The 15,544-nt window shown below is 56.1% G+C and carries 14 protein-coding genes and 1 pseudogene; 12 read left to right on the forward strand and 3 right to left on the reverse strand.

Annotated features, from left to right (window positions below):
• Window positions 1–13: 13 nt before the first annotated feature.
• Together G491_RS0103960 and G491_RS0103965 are read right to left on the reverse strand one after the other, a co-directional pair.
• A complete protein-coding gene (locus G491_RS0103960) occupies window positions 14–451 on the reverse strand; it encodes an MOSC domain-containing protein (RefSeq protein WP_028313659.1) in 438 nt (145 codons plus the stop codon).
• Window positions 448–864, reverse strand: coding sequence for a helix-turn-helix domain-containing protein (locus G491_RS0103965; RefSeq protein ID WP_028313660.1), 417 nt, complete (start codon window positions 862–864; stop codon window positions 448–450). Before G491_RS0103965 ends, G491_RS0103960 begins: the two co-directional genes overlap by 4 nt.
• A 210-nt stretch (window positions 865–1,074) precedes the next feature.
• Here G491_RS0103965 and nifU point away from each other — a divergent pair, with 210 nt between their 5' ends.
• From nifU to G491_RS0104000, 7 genes and pseudogenes are all read left to right on the forward strand, one after another.
• Entirely contained in the window at window positions 1,075–1,890 is an 816-nt protein-coding gene (gene nifU, locus G491_RS0103970) for a Fe-S cluster assembly protein NifU (RefSeq protein WP_028313661.1), read from the forward strand.
• Window positions 1,891–1,892: 2 nt separating this feature from the next.
• Window positions 1,893–3,059, forward strand: a complete 1,167-nt coding sequence (gene nifS / locus G491_RS0103975; protein ID WP_015947413.1) for a cysteine desulfurase NifS — start codon at window positions 1,893–1,895, stop codon at window positions 3,057–3,059.
• A gap of 13 nt (window positions 3,060–3,072) precedes the next feature.
• Window positions 3,073–4,020 (forward strand): serine O-acetyltransferase EpsC, encoded by a 948-nt coding sequence (gene epsC / locus G491_RS0103980; protein ID WP_015947414.1) that lies wholly within the window; start codon window positions 3,073–3,075, stop codon window positions 4,018–4,020.
• Window positions 4,021–4,032: 12 nt separating this feature from the next.
• Window positions 4,033–4,956 (forward strand): cysteine synthase A, encoded by a 924-nt coding sequence (gene cysK, locus G491_RS0103985; protein WP_028313662.1) that lies wholly within the window; start codon window positions 4,033–4,035, stop codon window positions 4,954–4,956.
• Between the two features lie 196 nt (window positions 4,957–5,152).
• Window positions 5,153–5,215: pseudogene (locus tag G491_RS36700) on the forward strand (hypothetical protein); the annotation flags it as partial.
• A 20-nt stretch (window positions 5,216–5,235) separates the two neighbouring features.
• Window positions 5,236–5,601: a heterodisulfide reductase-related iron-sulfur binding cluster gene (locus tag G491_RS0103995; RefSeq protein ID WP_157467953.1), complete on the forward strand. Its 366-nt coding sequence runs from the start codon at window positions 5,236–5,238 to the stop codon at window positions 5,599–5,601.
• A gap of 174 nt (window positions 5,602–5,775) precedes the next feature.
• Window positions 5,776–6,885 (forward strand): metallophosphoesterase, encoded by a 1,110-nt coding sequence (locus G491_RS0104000; protein ID WP_028313664.1) that lies wholly within the window; start codon window positions 5,776–5,778, stop codon window positions 6,883–6,885.
• Between the two features lie 332 nt (window positions 6,886–7,217).
• Here the strand turns inward: G491_RS0104000 and G491_RS29360 are convergent, their stop codons facing one another.
• Window positions 7,218–8,762 (reverse strand): sigma-54 interaction domain-containing protein, encoded by a 1,545-nt coding sequence (locus G491_RS29360; RefSeq protein WP_035217581.1) that lies wholly within the window; start codon window positions 8,760–8,762, stop codon window positions 7,218–7,220.
• Between the two features lie 378 nt (window positions 8,763–9,140).
• Between G491_RS29360 and G491_RS0104015 the strand changes: the two genes are divergently transcribed.
• From G491_RS0104015 to G491_RS0104035, 5 genes are all read left to right on the forward strand, one after another.
• Window positions 9,141–10,316, forward strand: a complete 1,176-nt coding sequence (locus tag G491_RS0104015) for an acyl-CoA dehydrogenase family protein (RefSeq protein ID WP_051327019.1) — start codon at window positions 9,141–9,143, stop codon at window positions 10,314–10,316.
• Between the two features lie 61 nt (window positions 10,317–10,377).
• Window positions 10,378–12,084, forward strand: a complete 1,707-nt coding sequence (locus G491_RS0104020; protein WP_028313667.1) for an AMP-binding protein — start codon at window positions 10,378–10,380, stop codon at window positions 12,082–12,084.
• A gap of 40 nt (window positions 12,085–12,124) precedes the next feature.
• Window positions 12,125–13,675 (forward strand): acyl-CoA carboxylase subunit beta, encoded by a 1,551-nt coding sequence (locus tag G491_RS0104025; protein ID WP_051327020.1) that lies wholly within the window; start codon window positions 12,125–12,127, stop codon window positions 13,673–13,675.
• A 23-nt stretch (window positions 13,676–13,698) separates the two neighbouring features.
• The gene (locus G491_RS0104030; protein ID WP_051327021.1) at window positions 13,699–15,255 is read left to right on the forward strand and encodes an acyl-CoA carboxylase subunit beta; all 1,557 of its coding nucleotides are present in this window, start codon (window positions 13,699–13,701) and stop codon (window positions 15,253–15,255) included.
• Window positions 15,256–15,301: 46 nt separating this feature from the next.
• Complete coding sequence (locus G491_RS0104035; protein ID WP_028313670.1) at window positions 15,302–15,544, forward strand: acetyl-CoA carboxylase biotin carboxyl carrier protein; 243 nt, start codon at window positions 15,302–15,304, stop codon at window positions 15,542–15,544.

Consider the following 15,544-nt stretch of genomic DNA (forward strand, 5'->3'; position numbering starts at 1 on the left):
ATAAGCTGCGACCTTAAACAGTATCAATCTGTTCTACAGCGTCCCCTACCGAAATGCTTCCCCCATTCAAAACCCGGGCGAACACGCCCTCCCGGGGCATGATGCAGTCCCCGGCCTGATAATAAATGGCGCATTTTTTGTGGCACTCCTTGCCGATCTGGGTGATTTCCACCACGGCCTCTTTACCCAGCCTGAATCGTGAGCCTATTGGCGCATTTTTCCAGTCTATGCCCGTGGTGGAAATGTTCTCGGCGAAATCTCCAAACCCCACGTCCAGGCCCTTATCCTTGGCCCAGTCAATGGCCTCGGCCGACAAAAAACTCACCTGCCGATGCCAAGGGCCTGCATGGGCGTCATTCTCCAACCCGTGCTCTTTGATCAAGAGGGCTTCCTGCACGCAGGTCTTACGGGTTCCCTTTTTCTTGCTATACGCAATAGAGACTATTTTCATTTGCTCGGTTCTCCTTCCCCCGCTCCTTTATCGTCAAACGCGGGCGACAAGGACTTGATCACCCCGCATTCCCGGCACCGTCCCAGGACATCCTTGGAATCGTGCGAGGAATGCCCCTGGCACTGGGTGCCATGAATCATCCAGCACATATCCCCGGACTGAAACTCCCAGGCCGGGCAACTTCTTTTCACCTTGGGCGGACAGTTGCTTACAGCCCAACACGCCTTCTTTCTTCCTTTTTTTTCCTTGCGGGAAATTAAAAAATACATCTGCCTTTCCACATGGGCCGGGATCTTCCTCCAACCCTGCTCATAACTGTGCACGGCCTTCACCGACACGCCCAACAGATCCGCCAGGGCCGTCTGGGTTTTTTTCAGGGCTTTTCGCAACAATATAAATTGTTCATTGTCCATAATCGGAATCCCGCCTTGCAATAATTTAAACTTCCCTATATAAGTTTACCCTTGACAGGCTCCCTAAGCATGCACCATATTTTATGCGCTTGAAGTATATACCACAATGTGGTACTTTTCAAGATAAGAAGCCAAATGCTATAATGCAAGAACAGCTTTAAAATCATAAATATATGCTTGGGGCCGTTTTCAAAGCGGCGGGAGGTGTCTATGTGGGAATACACAGGAAAAGTTAAAGACCATTTCCTCAACCCCCGGAATGTGGGCGTTGTGGAAAATGCGGACGGCATCGGTGAAGTAGGCTCCCTGGCTTGCGGGGACGCACTCAAGCTCAGCTTCAAGCTGGGTTCCGACAATAAAATTGAAGACGTGAAGTTCCAGACCTTCGGATGCGCCAGCGCCATTGCCTCCTCGTCCGTACTCACGGAAATGCTTAAAGGCATGACTTTGGAAGAGGCGGAAAAGGTGAGCAACGAGGACATTGCCGAAGCCCTGGGCGGGCTGCCCCGGGAGAAAATGCACTGTTCGGTCATGGGCCGCGACGCCCTGGAAAAAGCCATTTCCAATTTCCGGGGGCAGGAGGCCAAAAAGGCGGACGGCCAGATTGTGTGCGATTGTTTTGGCGTGACCGACAAGGAAATCCACCGTGTGGTGAAAGAGCATAACCTATCCTCCATCGAGGAGGTCACCAATTACGTGAAGGCGGGAGGCGGCTGTCAGAAGTGCCACGCCGACATCCAGGAAATCCTGGACTCCTACAAGGGAGACGTTAAGCCCAAACCGGCTCCGTTGACTAACATCCGGAAGATCCAGCTTATTCAGGAGACCCTGGAGCGGGAAGTCCGCCCCACCCTGAAGCAGGACGGCGGAGACATCGAGCTGGTGGACGTGGACGGGGATAAGGTCCTTGTCAGGCTCCAGGGCCGTTGCTCCAGTTGCCAGGCTTCCCAGGCGACCCTGAAAGGCCACGTGGAGGCCAAATTGCGTGAACTGGTGGTTGATACCCTTGTGGTGGAGGAGGTTTAATTATGGATACCATTTACCTGGATAACAACGCCACGACCATGACGGCGCCCGAAGTATTGCAGGAAATGCTGCCCTATTTTTCCGAGTTGTACGGAAACCCCTCCAGCATGCATTCCTTTGGAGGGCAGGTGGCGGAAAAAATCCGGGAGGCCAGGGCCAAAGTAGCTAAGTTGATCGGCGCCTCCCCCGACGAGATCCTTTTCACCAGTTGCGGGACGGAAAGCGACAGCACGGCCGTTATGGCGGCCCTGAACGCCCATCCGGAGAAAAAGCACATCGTCACCACCAAGGTGGAGCATCCGGCGATCAAAAGCCTGGTGGAGCACCTTGGGACCAAAGGTTACAGAACCACCTTCGTTCCGGTGGACGCCAAGGGAGACCTGGACCTGGAATTCCTGTTCGACAGCCTGGACGACGACACGGCCATTGTCAGCATCATGTGGGCCAATAACGAGACCGGGACCATATTCCCCATTGAGGAAATCGCGGCCCAGGTGAAAAAACGCGGCATTGTGTTTCATACGGACGCGGTGCAGGCGGTGGGCAAAATCCCCCTCGACATGGCCAATTCGTCGGTGGACATGCTGTCCATTTCCGGCCACAAGCTCCACGGCCCCAAAGGCGTGGGGGCGCTGTACATCCGCAAGGGAACCAAGTTTTCGCCCATGTTGATCGGCGGGCATCAGGAAAAGGGACGCCGTGCAGGCACGGAGAATACGGCATCCATCATCGGCCTGGGCAAGGCTGCGGAGCTGGCAGCCAAGAACATGGCCAAGGAAAACCTCCAGGTGGCGGCTTTGCGCGATCGCCTGGAAAAAGGACTGCTGGAAAAAATCCCCAACGCCAGGATCAACGGCAATCCGGACAGCCGCCTGCCCAACACCACGAACATCAGCTTTGAGTACGTGGAAGGCGAGGCCATTTTGCTGATGATGAACGAACTGGGCATTTGCGCATCCTCCGGCTCAGCCTGTACCTCCGGCTCCCTGGAGCCGTCCCATGTGCTGAGAGCCATGGGGGTTCCCTTTACCTGCGCCCACGGGTCCATCCGGTTTTCCCTGAGCATATACAACACTCAGGAGGAAATCGACTTTGTGATTGAAAAGCTGCCGCCTGTGATCCAGCGGCTGAGGGACATGTCCCCGTTCTGGGCCGACAGGCCCCAATAACGGAGGCGCTGTTATGAAAGACGACCGAAAAGACCAGCATACGTGCCGGGTCGGCGAGGAGTTGACCGCCAAGTACCGGAAAAAGCTGCCGGGCGTGGTGGACAAAATCCTGGATAACTGCGGCAAGGACTCGTGCATCTCCCACGTGGACTACGATCCCATTCCGTCCACGGAGAACCTGGAGGAGATCATCGACAAGCTGCGGGAGGTGGTGTTTCCCGGCTACTTCAGCAAAGAGCGCCTGGACCCGGTTAACCTGAGCTTTGTCCTGGGCAGGACCGTGACCGTGCTGTTTGAAATGCTTTCCCAGCAGATTTCAAACAGCATCCGACACGACTGCATGCGCTACGATCAGGAATGCAGCGATTGCGGGGATCGCGGCTTTGAAGCCGCCCTGGCTCTCCTGGACGCCCTGCCCGAAATCCGGGACGTCCTGGAGACCGACGTCCAGGCCGCCTTTGACGGGGACCCGGCGGCCCAGAGCCACGACGAGATTATTTTCAGCTATCCGGGGCTGTACGCCATATTTGTGTACCGGATAGCGCACAAGCTGTACGAAATGGGCATCCCCCTTATGCCCAGGACTATGACGGAGTACGCCCACGGCCTCACCGGGATAGACATCCATCCCGGGGCGGCCATAGGCGGCCGTTTCGTCATAGACCACGGAACCGGCGTGGTTATTGGGGAAACCACGGAAATCGGCGAGAACGTCCGCATATATCAGGGCGTGACCCTGGGGGCTTTGTCCCTGCCTAAAAACGCCGGGGAGGCTTTGCGGAACAAAAAACGCCACCCGACCATCGAGGACGATGTGATCATATACTCCGGGGCCACCATATTGGGCGGAGAAACCGTGATCGGCAAGGGCTCGGTCGTCGGCGGCAACGTGTGGCTGACGGAGTCCATACCGCCCGGAACCCGGGTGATTATGGAGCCGCCCACGCTCAGCTATCGTTAACAAGGAGACGCCATGCCTGTTTTAAAAAATATTGCAAGCGCCATAGGCGGAACTCCTCTGGTAAAGCTAAATGCAATTACCCAGGGGCTTGAAGCGACCATTCTGGCCAAGCTGGAATTTTTCAATCCTCTGGGCAGCGTCAAAGACCGCATTGGAGAGGCCATGATCCGGACCGGTGAAAAAAGCGGTCAAATAACTCCCGAAACCTTGATCGTGGAGCCCACCAGCGGCAACACGGGCATAGCCCTGGCTTTTGTGTGCGCGGCCAAAGGCCAGAAGCTATGCCTGACCATGCCCGACTCCATGAGCATGGAACGCCGCAAGCTCCTGAAGCACCTTGGCGCGGAACTGGTGCTTACTCCCGGAGCCGAAGGCATGGCCGGCGCCATCAAAAAGGCGGAGGAAATCGTCAAGTCCTCGCCCAACGCCTTTATGCCCAACCAGTTCGCCAATCCGGCCAACCCGGCGATCCACCGGGAAACCACGGCCCAGGAAATCTGGCGGGACACTTACGGAAAGGCCGATATTCTGGTTGCGGGCGTGGGTACGGGCGGAACCATCACCGGGATCAGCCAGGCGATTAAGGAACGCAATAAGGAGTTCCGGTCCATTGCAGTGGAGCCGGCGGATTCCCCCGTGTTGTCGGGGGGCGCCAAAGGCCCTCATAAGATCCAGGGGATCGGCGCCGGATTCGTGCCCGAAATCCTGGACAGATCCATGATTGACGAGGTTGCGACCGTCACCAACGAACAGGCGTTTTCAACTGCGCGCCTGCTTGCCGCCAAAGAAGGCGTTTTATGCGGCATCTCATCCGGCGCAGCGGTGTGGGCCGCCATGGAAGCGGCGAAAAAGCCGGAGAACAAAGGCAAGTTGATTGTAGCAATTCTTCCCAGCACCGGAGAGCGTTACTTGAGTACAGAACTATTTGTCGACTGATTGAAACCTGTGGGGGGTTTTGTGACAGGGCTCATGCTGAAATCTTGTGGATACTTCAAACAATGCGAAACCCACCCTAAAACTTAAAAAGCTGGATAAAATCTTTGCCGACAAAGTCAACAGGCTGGCCCACACGGACTCGCGAATGTGCTTCCAATGCCGGGCCTGCTAAAATACCTGCCCTTTTGTGCAAGCCATGGACTATTCGCCTCCCGCGATTTTGCGCCTTGTGCTGCTGGGCCAGGAAAAAACCGTTTTAAACAGCACAACCATTTGGACATGCGTAGGCTGCAATACCTGCTCCACCATCTGCCCGCAACGATGGCAAATAAAATCCCAAAACGAATCCCGTATTTTCCCGGCTGCTCCATGGCCACCACGGCCAAGGAAAACAACCAGCCCTTGCACGCCATGTGCGAAAGCCTTGGCTATAAACTCGTAGAACTTAAAGATTGGAACTGCTGCGGCAGCTCCTCTGCCCATAGCCTGAACCTGGAAATGCGCGTGACTTCCAAAAAGAAAATTCCGGTCATGCATTTTTCCGAACTGCTGGCCATCGCCCTGGGCGACGCCGGCAAAAAAGACTGGTTCACCAGGCGCCTGATCGACCCCATTCCTTTGTTAAGAGCCAGGGGAGTTTTGTAAGGCCGCCTAAATTCGGGCTGCAATAAAAGCGATTGGTCTGGACGGATAATGCGTTCCAGGGTAAATTACCCTCCGTTTGTTTGTACAACTGTTAACGATCTTGCTATAAATGCGGCTACGCACAAAAAATTAAGGGCGTTCGCACCCTTAATTTTTTAAAATTTGGAGGGCCGGGTGTTTTTTGTCAAGCTGCTTACTATTTGGACCGCTTTTCATTTTTACGTCTTCTGGAGAATCAGTTCCATTCCCTTTGTCTCCAAACGCATTCCGCGGCAGTACGTTTATTGTCTGATGTTCGTCGCCTGGGGCGCTTTTCTGGGCGGCCACGCTCTGGATCGTCTGGGAGTGGGAAAATGGGCCTATCCCCTGGAGTTTTTCGGCGCTGAGTGGATGGGCGTGATGCTTCTGCTTTGGCTTTGCTTTGGAGTCGTGGATGTTTTAACCGGATTCGGCCTATGGCTGAAACGCTTCGTCCCCGGCCTGAGAACCGCAGCCTTTATCTGCGCCAGCATTTTATCGGCGGCGGCCATGTTCCAGGGAATGCGGCCTCCGGTGATTTCGGAGCATGAGGTTGTGATGCCCGGACTTCCGGCGGAGGCGGACGGTTTGACCGCGGCAGTCATCTCGGATACGCATTTGGGCTCCCTTGTGGGAAAAGGATGGATGGAAAAACGGGTTGAACAAATTCACGCCATGGAGCCGGACATCATCTTCGCGGTGGGCGACATCATCGAGGGACGCGGAGATCATGAATGGGGAGTCATCCCGGCCCTGCAAATGCTGAAGGCGCCCCTGGGAGTCTGGGGCGTGACAGGCAACCACGAGAGCTACGGCAGCGTGGGAACCGGCGCCAATTTTTTGATGGCGGCTGGCATGAATGTTCTCACGGACCACTGGCGGGAGGTGCGGCCGGGATTGATCCTGGCCGGAGTGGATGACGTTCGCGGATACAACAAACGCACCAGCTTTCCTAATGTGGAAAAAGCCCTTAAGGGAATCCCCGAGGATGCAGCTGTCATCTTCCTGTCCCACCGGCCGGACGGAGCCCAAACCGCCGCAAAGGCCGGAGCGGACCTCATGCTTTCGGGCCACACCCACGGCGGCCAGATCTGGCCTTTCGGATTTTTGGTGAAACGGGAGTATCCCTTATTCATCGGCCGGTACCAGGTGGACGGCATGGCCGTCATCGTATGCCGCGGCACAGGAACCTGGGGACCCAGGATGCGCTTGTGGCGCCCGGGCGAAATCCTCAAGGTCGTCCTGCGCTCGGATCAGGCGGTTTAAGGTCTGGCGCCTTCAAGCAAGTAACCAAACTCAAAGCCAAACTGGAAAAGTGACGCTGGGTCCCGGCTTGCGGACGATCCTGAAAAGCGGATCATCCTTGCCGGGATGACGATTTTTCGAGGTTGGCGAAAGTAACGTGGGCGCTTGGTTCCCCTTTTGGGCTGCCATAGCCGCCGCTCTCCGACATCCCCGTGGAGGGAAGCGGCGGGATGATTGCGTTTTTTTGCAATCATCGTGATGTACTCCCGGAAACGGGGACCCAGTGTCATTCTGAAAAGCAACCATCCTAACTTAACTGAAAACAAGGGTTTTTAAACCAATTTTTAGGAACATCATTTACCCCGAATTTTTTGTTGCGCCCTGGAGAAGGGTATTTTCAATCTAATCATTTTATTACGCAAGGTGCTGGGGTTGACTCCCAGGATTTTAGCTGCGCCGTTAGGACCGCTAATCCGGCCGTTGGTTTGGTCCAGCGCACGCATAATATGCGCGGATAGGAGGTCGTCCAGGGAAAGCAGTTCGCTTGGGCGGCCCTCCTCAGCTTTTTTTGGGGGTTCCAAGGACACTGCGTGGAAGGTGGAAAAGGATAAGGGACCCCTGCGATTGACGATCAACTCCCTTTCCACGGCGTTTTCCAACTCCCGCACATTGCCCGGCCAGTTGTAGTCCATGAGCATGTCAATGGCGTCGCCGCCTAAAGACGGGATGGGGTGGATGGAAAGGGAACGGGATTTTTTCTGGATAAAGTGATCCACCAGGGCCGGGATGTCGCCTTTTCTGGCCCGGAGGGGAGGAATGACAATGGGAAAGACGTTTATGCGAAACAGAAGGTCCTCCCGAAAGGCGCCTTCCTTGACCATGTTTTCCAGATTCCTGTGGGTGGCGACCACGATCCTGACGTCCATGCGGATGGGTTCGGAGCCGCCCACGCGTTCTATCTCCATATTTTCCAATACGCGCAACAGCTTCACCTGGATGTCGGGCTTGAGCTCCCCGATTTCATCCAGAAAAATCGTCCCGTGCTGGGCCCTCTCAAAGCGGCCCTTTCGCCGGGTGATGGCGCCCGTAAAGGCGCCTTTTTCGTGGCCGAACAACTCGCTGTCCACCAGGGTTTCGGGGATGGCCCCGCAATTCACGCAGATAAACGGCCCGTCCCGCCGGGTGGACATTTTGTGGATGGCGCCGGATATGAGTTCCTTGCCCACGCCGGTTTCTCCGCTTATCAGGACGGGGCTGTCCAGGGGCGCCACCATTTCTATGAGATTGGCCACGTTTTTCAGCCCAAAGCTGTGGCCGATTATTTCCTCCAGGGCGATCCCGCCCCGGGTGTCCACCGCCGTGTTGTCCAGCGTCCTCTGGAGCTTGATGATTTCCTGGCCGAGCAAATAATGGTCCAGCGCCTTGGCGAAAGGCTCCTTCAGCATGGAAAATAAATCCAGATCCCTTTGAGTGTAACGGTCCCGGTCCGCGGTGATGAGCGCCGCAATGGCGATGCGCACTCCGTCTTTTTCCAAAAAGACCACCAAATTGGAAAAATCCTGCCCGCTGATCTCCTGAAAATAGTAGCCCACCGGATCGTCTTCCGGGCGGTTGATGATCCGGGCGTCCGGCAGGGGGGATTTTTTCCACTGGGTGCGGGTGTCCACGGGAATGCTGATGACGGATTTCGCGATCAAATCCGAATGAATGCCGCCGTCATGGTCCCAGATAATAGGCCGCGCCGACTTGAGGGAGGGCTCCAACTGAATGATGGCCAGCCCTTCGGCGGGCATGTACCGTTTTAGCGCCTGCCGGCATTGGCGCACTGCGCGGAAAAGGTCCAGGTTGGCGTTCAGGGGGTGAGAGGTTTCCCGAAAAAAGGCGTTTGGGTCGACCATGGGCCAGGCTCCTTGGTTAAGTTCGCCGTATTCGGCGAATTTTTATCGCGGGAGGAATTCCGGGAATTTAAAACTCCTTAAATTTCATGGAGATATGGAAGGCTTTGGAATTCCCTGAAAAAACCTATCAAATTTTCGCCTTATTTGGCAACCACTTTTCACCGTATTCGGCTAAAACACCCCGCTTTCTTGGGCCAAATCAACACTCGCCATTACAACATATTAATATAACTGGCTATTTATCTTAGGCATGGTTTGTGCTTAATCCAATAACACTATCTCCATCCCCCGGATTCCAGGTCTTGAACGGGCGGCGTTTTCCCTGCAGGCGAATTTGCTTTCACAAACAACTTCCAGCCGATCGGAGGGGCGACAACCATGGCGAGCAACTCAAAAGTCAAATCCATCAACCAAATCCATTTCACCAAAGAACACGACATGATCCGCAAGTCCGTGGCCGACTTCGTAAAAAAGGAGATCAACCCCAATATCGATGAGTGGGAGGAGGCCGGCATCACCCCCTTGAAGGAGTTGTTCAAGAAAATGGGGGATCTGGGCTTTTTAGGCATCCGGTACGACCCCAAATACGGAGGCCAGGGGCTCGATTATTGGTACGAAACGGTTTTTCTGGAGGAGCTCGGCCGAATCCGGGGTCTGGGGCTTGCCATCGCCATCTCCGTGCAGACCAACATGGCCACGCCGGCCATTGACGAGTTCGGCAGCGAATACCTTAAGGACAAATATCTGCGGGGCGCCATCTCCGGCGATCTGGTGGGGGCCATTGCAGTCACCGAGCCTGCGGCGGGCTCCGACGTTTCCGCGCTCCAGAGCACTGCCAGAAGGGATGGAAGCTGTTACGTCCTCAACGGCTCCAAGATGTTCATCACCAACGGAACCCAGGCGGATTTCTACACCCTTCTGGCCCGGACCAGCGACGAACCCGGCTACCATGCCTTCAGCCTTTTTGTGGTTCCGGCCGATCTGCCGGGGGTGCATGTCAGCCGCAAACTGGAAAAGATCGGGGTCTGGTGCAGCGACACGGCGGAGCTTTTTTTCGATGACGTGAGAATACCCGCCGAAAACCTTATCGGCCAGGAGGGGGAAGGCTTTATCTACCAGATGCGCCAGTTCCAGCACGAGCGTTTTTCCCTGCTGCCTCCCATCTACACCGCCGCCCGGGAAATCATCGACATGACGGTCGACTATTTAAGGGAGCGGGTGGTCTTCGGAAAGCCGCTGATCAAAAGGCAGGCGTTGCAGCACCAGTTGGTGGACTGGATCACGGAAGTCGAATGCCTGAAGCAACTCTCCTATGAAATCGTTCGCATCAAGATGGCCGGCCTGGATGCTTCCAAGGAGATTTCCATGGGCAAGCTCTACGCCGGAAGGATTTTCAATTCCATGGTCGCCGGGTGCCTGCGCATGCACGGCGGCATGGGCTTTATGAAGGAAATGCCTATCTCCCGGTACTATCGGGACTCCATAGGCTTGGGCATCGGCGGGGGCGCCGACGAGGTCATGAAGGACGTGATCGCCAAGCTCGAAGGGTTTTAATCCAAAGTTCAATCCCAATATCGGAAGCAACCCAACCGGAACTGAAGATAAGGAGGGAAGAATGGCAATGGAGCAGATATGGCGAAAATCCTACGGCAAAGAGATTCCTGACCTGGATCCGAACCTTTTCGAAACCGACGGCGTTACGGTCATCAATGAATCCATGGACCGGTTCAAGAAGAATACGGCCATGATTTTCATGGGCGTGAGGATCACCTACGGCGAGATTGACGCCTACGCCGACCGTTTCGCCCGCATGCTGATCAAGCAGGGCTTCCGCAAAGGAGACGTGGTGGGCATTAACCTGCCCAATATCCCGGAGTACGTCATCGCCTGGCTCGGAATCATGCGGGCCGGGTGCATCAGTTCCGGCGTGTCGCCGCTTTTATCTCCCAAGGAGCTGGAGCACCAGCTTAACGACGGCGAGATCAAGGGCCTGGTAACCCTGGACGCGCTTTTCGTCCACCGGGTGGCGCCCATGGCCGACCGCCTGCCTCACCTCAAACTTGTGGTGGGGGCGAGCGTGGCCGGCTTTCTGCCCAAAATCAAACAGATCCTGGGCAAGCTGCTGAAGAAGGTCCCCTCGGGCAAGCTGCGCCCTCTTCCCGGAAAGACCGTCATGGCCTTCTCCTCGATCCTCAAAGATCCGGAATACGCCGCAGGGGTCTTTGAGGTGGAACTCGGGCCGAATGACGCAGCCTATCTGATGTACACCGGGGGCACTACCGGGCCGTCCAAAGGCGCCGTTCTGACCCACAGGAATTTCGTATCCGAATTGCTGCTCACCACCCATTATATGGAATGGACCGGCCTCCAGGTCGGGATCATGTCGGCCTTTCCCATGTTTCACATCGCCGGCCTCATGGTCAACGCCTTCGCCATTTATTGCGGCATGACCCAGATGATGCTGCCGGACCCTCGCAACGTGAACATGATCATGGATTTTCTGGAAAAGGAGAAGCCGTACATTTTCGGCAATGTCCCTTCCATCTATTACATGCTCCTGGCCCAGCCCCGGTTTAAAACCATCGATCATTCAAGCCTCGCCCAGTGCGTTTCCGCGGCCGCGCCTTTTCCCGTGGATTCCCAAAAGCAGTTGGAGGCCGTTATCGGCCAGGGAAAGCTCATCGAGCTATACGGGATGACCGAGACCACGGGAGTGGCGGTCATGAATCCGCTCCACGGAGAAAAAAGACTGGGCGCGGTCGGCCTGCCTCTTCCCAATACGGACGTCAAAATCGTCGATACCGCCACCGGCGAAGAGGCGCCTTTGGGCGAGCCGGGCGAAATCCTGGTCCGCAACCCCATGATCATGCAGTCCTATTTCAAAAAGCCCGAAGAAACCCGGAAAGCCGTCGACTCCGAGGGGTTCATGCACACCGGCGACGTGGGCTTCATGGACGAGGACGGGTACATCACCCTGGTGGACCGGACCAAGGACATGCTCATTGTGAGCGGCTTCAAGGTTTTTTCCAAAAAGGTGGAAGACATCATGGCGGACCATCCGGCCATCGAGATCATGGCCCTGATCGGCGCGCCCAATCCCGACAGGCCTGGTTCGGAGTTGGCCAAGGCCTTTGTCACGCTGGACGCGGAATACGCTTTTGACGGCGACCGGGAAGCCTTGAAGGCGGATATCATCGCCTTCGCCAAGGAGCACCTGGCGCCCTACGAGGTTCCCAAGGAAATCGAGATTATCGAGGAAATGCCCCTGACGAGCGTGGGCAAACTGGACAAAAAAGTGCTTCGGGCAAACGTCGGAGCCTAAGACGATCTATTAGGATATCCTGCGAAGAAAGGAACAAAAAATGGGAAAATGGATGGACGGGTTCATGGATCGGCTGGCCGCGGTTCATGAGCAGAACCTGGAAGGAGGAGGTCAGGATCGCATCGACCTGCAGCATAGCCTGGGCAAACTCACGGCCCGGGAGCGGATTGATCTTCTGGTGGACGAGGGTTCGTTCATGGAAATGGGCGCCCTGGTGCGGGATTTCCGGGAGGCCTCCGGCCAGATATCCAAGCCCACCCCGGCTGACGGCGTTGTCATGGGCGCCGCCGAAATCGCGGGCCGCCAGGTCATGATTTACGCCCTGGACTTCACGGTCATGTCCGGCGCCTTGGGGGATCAAGGGGCCTGGAAGATCGCCGAACTGGTGGACATGGCCGGCAAGGAGCAGGTTCCCATCATCGGAATGTTCGACGGCGCAGGCTCCCGGATGAGCCTGAAAAACGGCGCCATCGGCTTATACGGCTATGCACGGTTGATCCGCAACTACTGCCTGTATTCCGGGGTAATCCCCCAGATTTCCCTGGTCCTGGGCCCCTGCACCGGCCCCATGGCCCAGATTCCGGTCCTGTCCGACTTCACCATCATGAACGAAAACACGGGATTCATGTGGCTGGGAGGCGAACGGAAAAGCGAGGACGCGGGAAACGCGGACTTCCACATGGAGGAAAGCGGCCAGGTGGACCTTCTGGCTGGCAGCGACGAGGAGGCCATGGAGCTCACGCGGCGCCTGCTGGAATTCATGCCCCAAAACTGCTGGGAAAAGCCTTTGACAATCGCCTCGGACGACGACCCGGATCGCCGTGAGGAGAAATTGCTCACCATCATGCCGGACAACCCCAAGTTCACCTATGACATGCACGAGGTCATAGAGCTGATTGTGGACAATGGGGAATTTTTTGAAATCAAGGAGGATTTCGCGCCCAACCTGATTGCCGGATTCGCCCGGTTTGACGGCATGCCCGTGGGAATTGTGGCCAGCAACCCGGATGAATTGAGCGGCATCATGGAGCCGGACTCCTCGGACAAGTACGACCGCTTCATGATGTTTCTGGACACCTTCAACATTCCCCTTATCAACATTTCCGACACCACGGCCTATCCGCCCGGCGATAAGTGGGAACGCAAGGGCGTAATTCGCCACGGCGCCAAAAACCTCCATGGTTACGCCAACGTCACCACGGCGAAAATCACCCTGGTGCTGCGGCGTTCTTACGGGGGATCCAATATCACCATGGGCTGCTCCAAAATGGGGCCGGACTTTATTTTCGCATGGCCCACGGCGGAGTTCGCGCCCACCGGCCCTGAATCCATTGTGCTTGCCGTGTTCCATAAGCAATTGGCCAAAGCCAAGGAGGACGGCAACTATGACGAAGTCTACGACTTTCTCCTGAGCACGCTCAGGGAGCAATTCAGCGTCATGACTTTCGGCAAGGCCTACACCCATTATTACACGGTCAACGAAGTCATTGACCCAAGGGACACGCGAAAGCGCATCGTCAAAGCCTTGAAAGCCTCGGCCAGCAAGCGGGAACTCACGCCTAAGAAAAGAAGAGCCATCAAACCGGCCTGATCAAGCGACGGGAGGAAAGAAACATGGGCGCAACAATGGATGCAGCCATTCAAAAATATTTGGATATACAGGAAAAAAACAAGCTGGGAGGCGGACAGGAGCATATTGACCGCCAGCATAAAAGAGGCAAGTTAACCGCACGCGAACGCATTGATATCCTGGTTGATCCCAACTCGTTCAAGGAAGTGGGAACCTGCGTAAACACCACGGGCGTCCGCATTGACGGCAGAAAGTCGGACGCCCCCTGCGACGGGGTGCTTTTCGGCACAGCCCGGATACACGGCAGGACCGTAATGGTCCATTCCGCGGACTTCACCGTCCTGGGCGGCTCCGGGGGAACCCAAACCCTCATGAAGCTGGCAAGGGGCAACGAGCTTGCCATCCAGTGGGGCCTTCCCATGATCCACTTGATGGACTCATCAGGCGGGCGGCTGGGCTACCAGGACGTGCCTTTCGCCGGCATAGACTGGTATTTTCGGACGCAGGGCCGGTACTCCGGAGTGATTCCCCAGATTACGGTGCTTATGGGGCCGTGCATTGCCGGCGGCGCTTATCTGCCCACCCTGTGCGACCTCTTGCTCATGAGCCGGATTTCGGGAACCCTGTGGCTGGGCGGGCCTCGCCAGACCCAGGCGGCCACGTCGGAAGTCTATGACGAAAACGTGGGCGGCGCCGACTATCACATGCAATATACGGGCACCTGCGACGCAGTGGGAGACGATGACAAGGAAACCCTGCTCATGTGCAGGGACATGCTCCGGTATCTGCCCTCCAACTATCGCCGCAAGCCCCCCAGGTGGGAAAAAACCGACGCCCCGGACCGGGAAACCCCCGAACTGGCGAACATCGTCCCGGACGACTTTTCCCAGACCTATGACATGCACGACGTCATCAAAGCCATCGCGGATGAGGGCGAGTATTTTGAAATCAAGGACGAATACGCCAAAAACCTGATCTGCTGTTTCTGCCGGTTCGACGGCCGATCCGTGGGCCTTGTGGCCAACAATCCCAAATACCCCGGAAGCGCGCTGGATGTGGATGCCTGCGACAAGTACTACCGCTTTCTGCAGCTTTTGGATGCATACAGCATCCCCCTGGTGAATCTGGTGGACACGCCGCCGCTCGTCCCGGGAGAGGATGAGGAGGTGCGCGGAGTGCTCCGGCACATAGGCAAGGTTCTGGACGTATACGCCACGGCGACCATTCCCAAAATCGGGGTGGTGCTCAGGCAATCTTACGCAGACGCCGGCAGCCTGTTTATGAGCGGCCTCAAGGGGATGGGTGCGGACATCACCTACGCCTGGCCCATCGCCCAGTTTGCGGTGGAGGCTTCCACCATGGATTACAAGGAAGTCCTGGGAGATTGCATTGAGGAGGATGTGCGGGAAACTTTCTGGAAATACCCCAGAGAAAAAGTCGACGCCTTTGATGCGGCCATGTCCTGGTCCAACCAGATGGTGGACGAAATCATTCTGCCCAAGGACACGAGGAAAATGATCATCGAAGCCCTGATCATCACCGAGGACAAGGAAGAAACCCTGCCGGAAAGAAGCAAGCGGCATGGGTCAGCGCCGTCCTGATTTGCGCGAAAAAAATTATATTGTGAAATTCCCATAGGAGGCACGCATGGCAAAGAAACAGGTCAAAGCAAAGATGTCCGGGGTTTTTTATCGCAAACCCGCTCCCGAGGAGCCCCCTTATTGCGAGGTAGGGGACGTGGTGAAGAAAAAACAAATTCTGGGGCTCTTGGAAACCATGAAGGTTTTTCAAAAGGTCAAATCCACGGCCGACGGAACCATTGTGGAGATCCTTGCGGAAAACGAACAAACCCTCAAAGACGGGGACGTGATGTTTGTCATTGAAACCTGA

Source organism: Desulfatibacillum aliphaticivorans DSM 15576 (genome assembly GCF_000429905.1).
In the GTDB taxonomy this organism is placed as follows: Bacteria; Desulfobacterota; Desulfobacteria; order Desulfobacterales; family Desulfatibacillaceae; genus Desulfatibacillum; species Desulfatibacillum aliphaticivorans.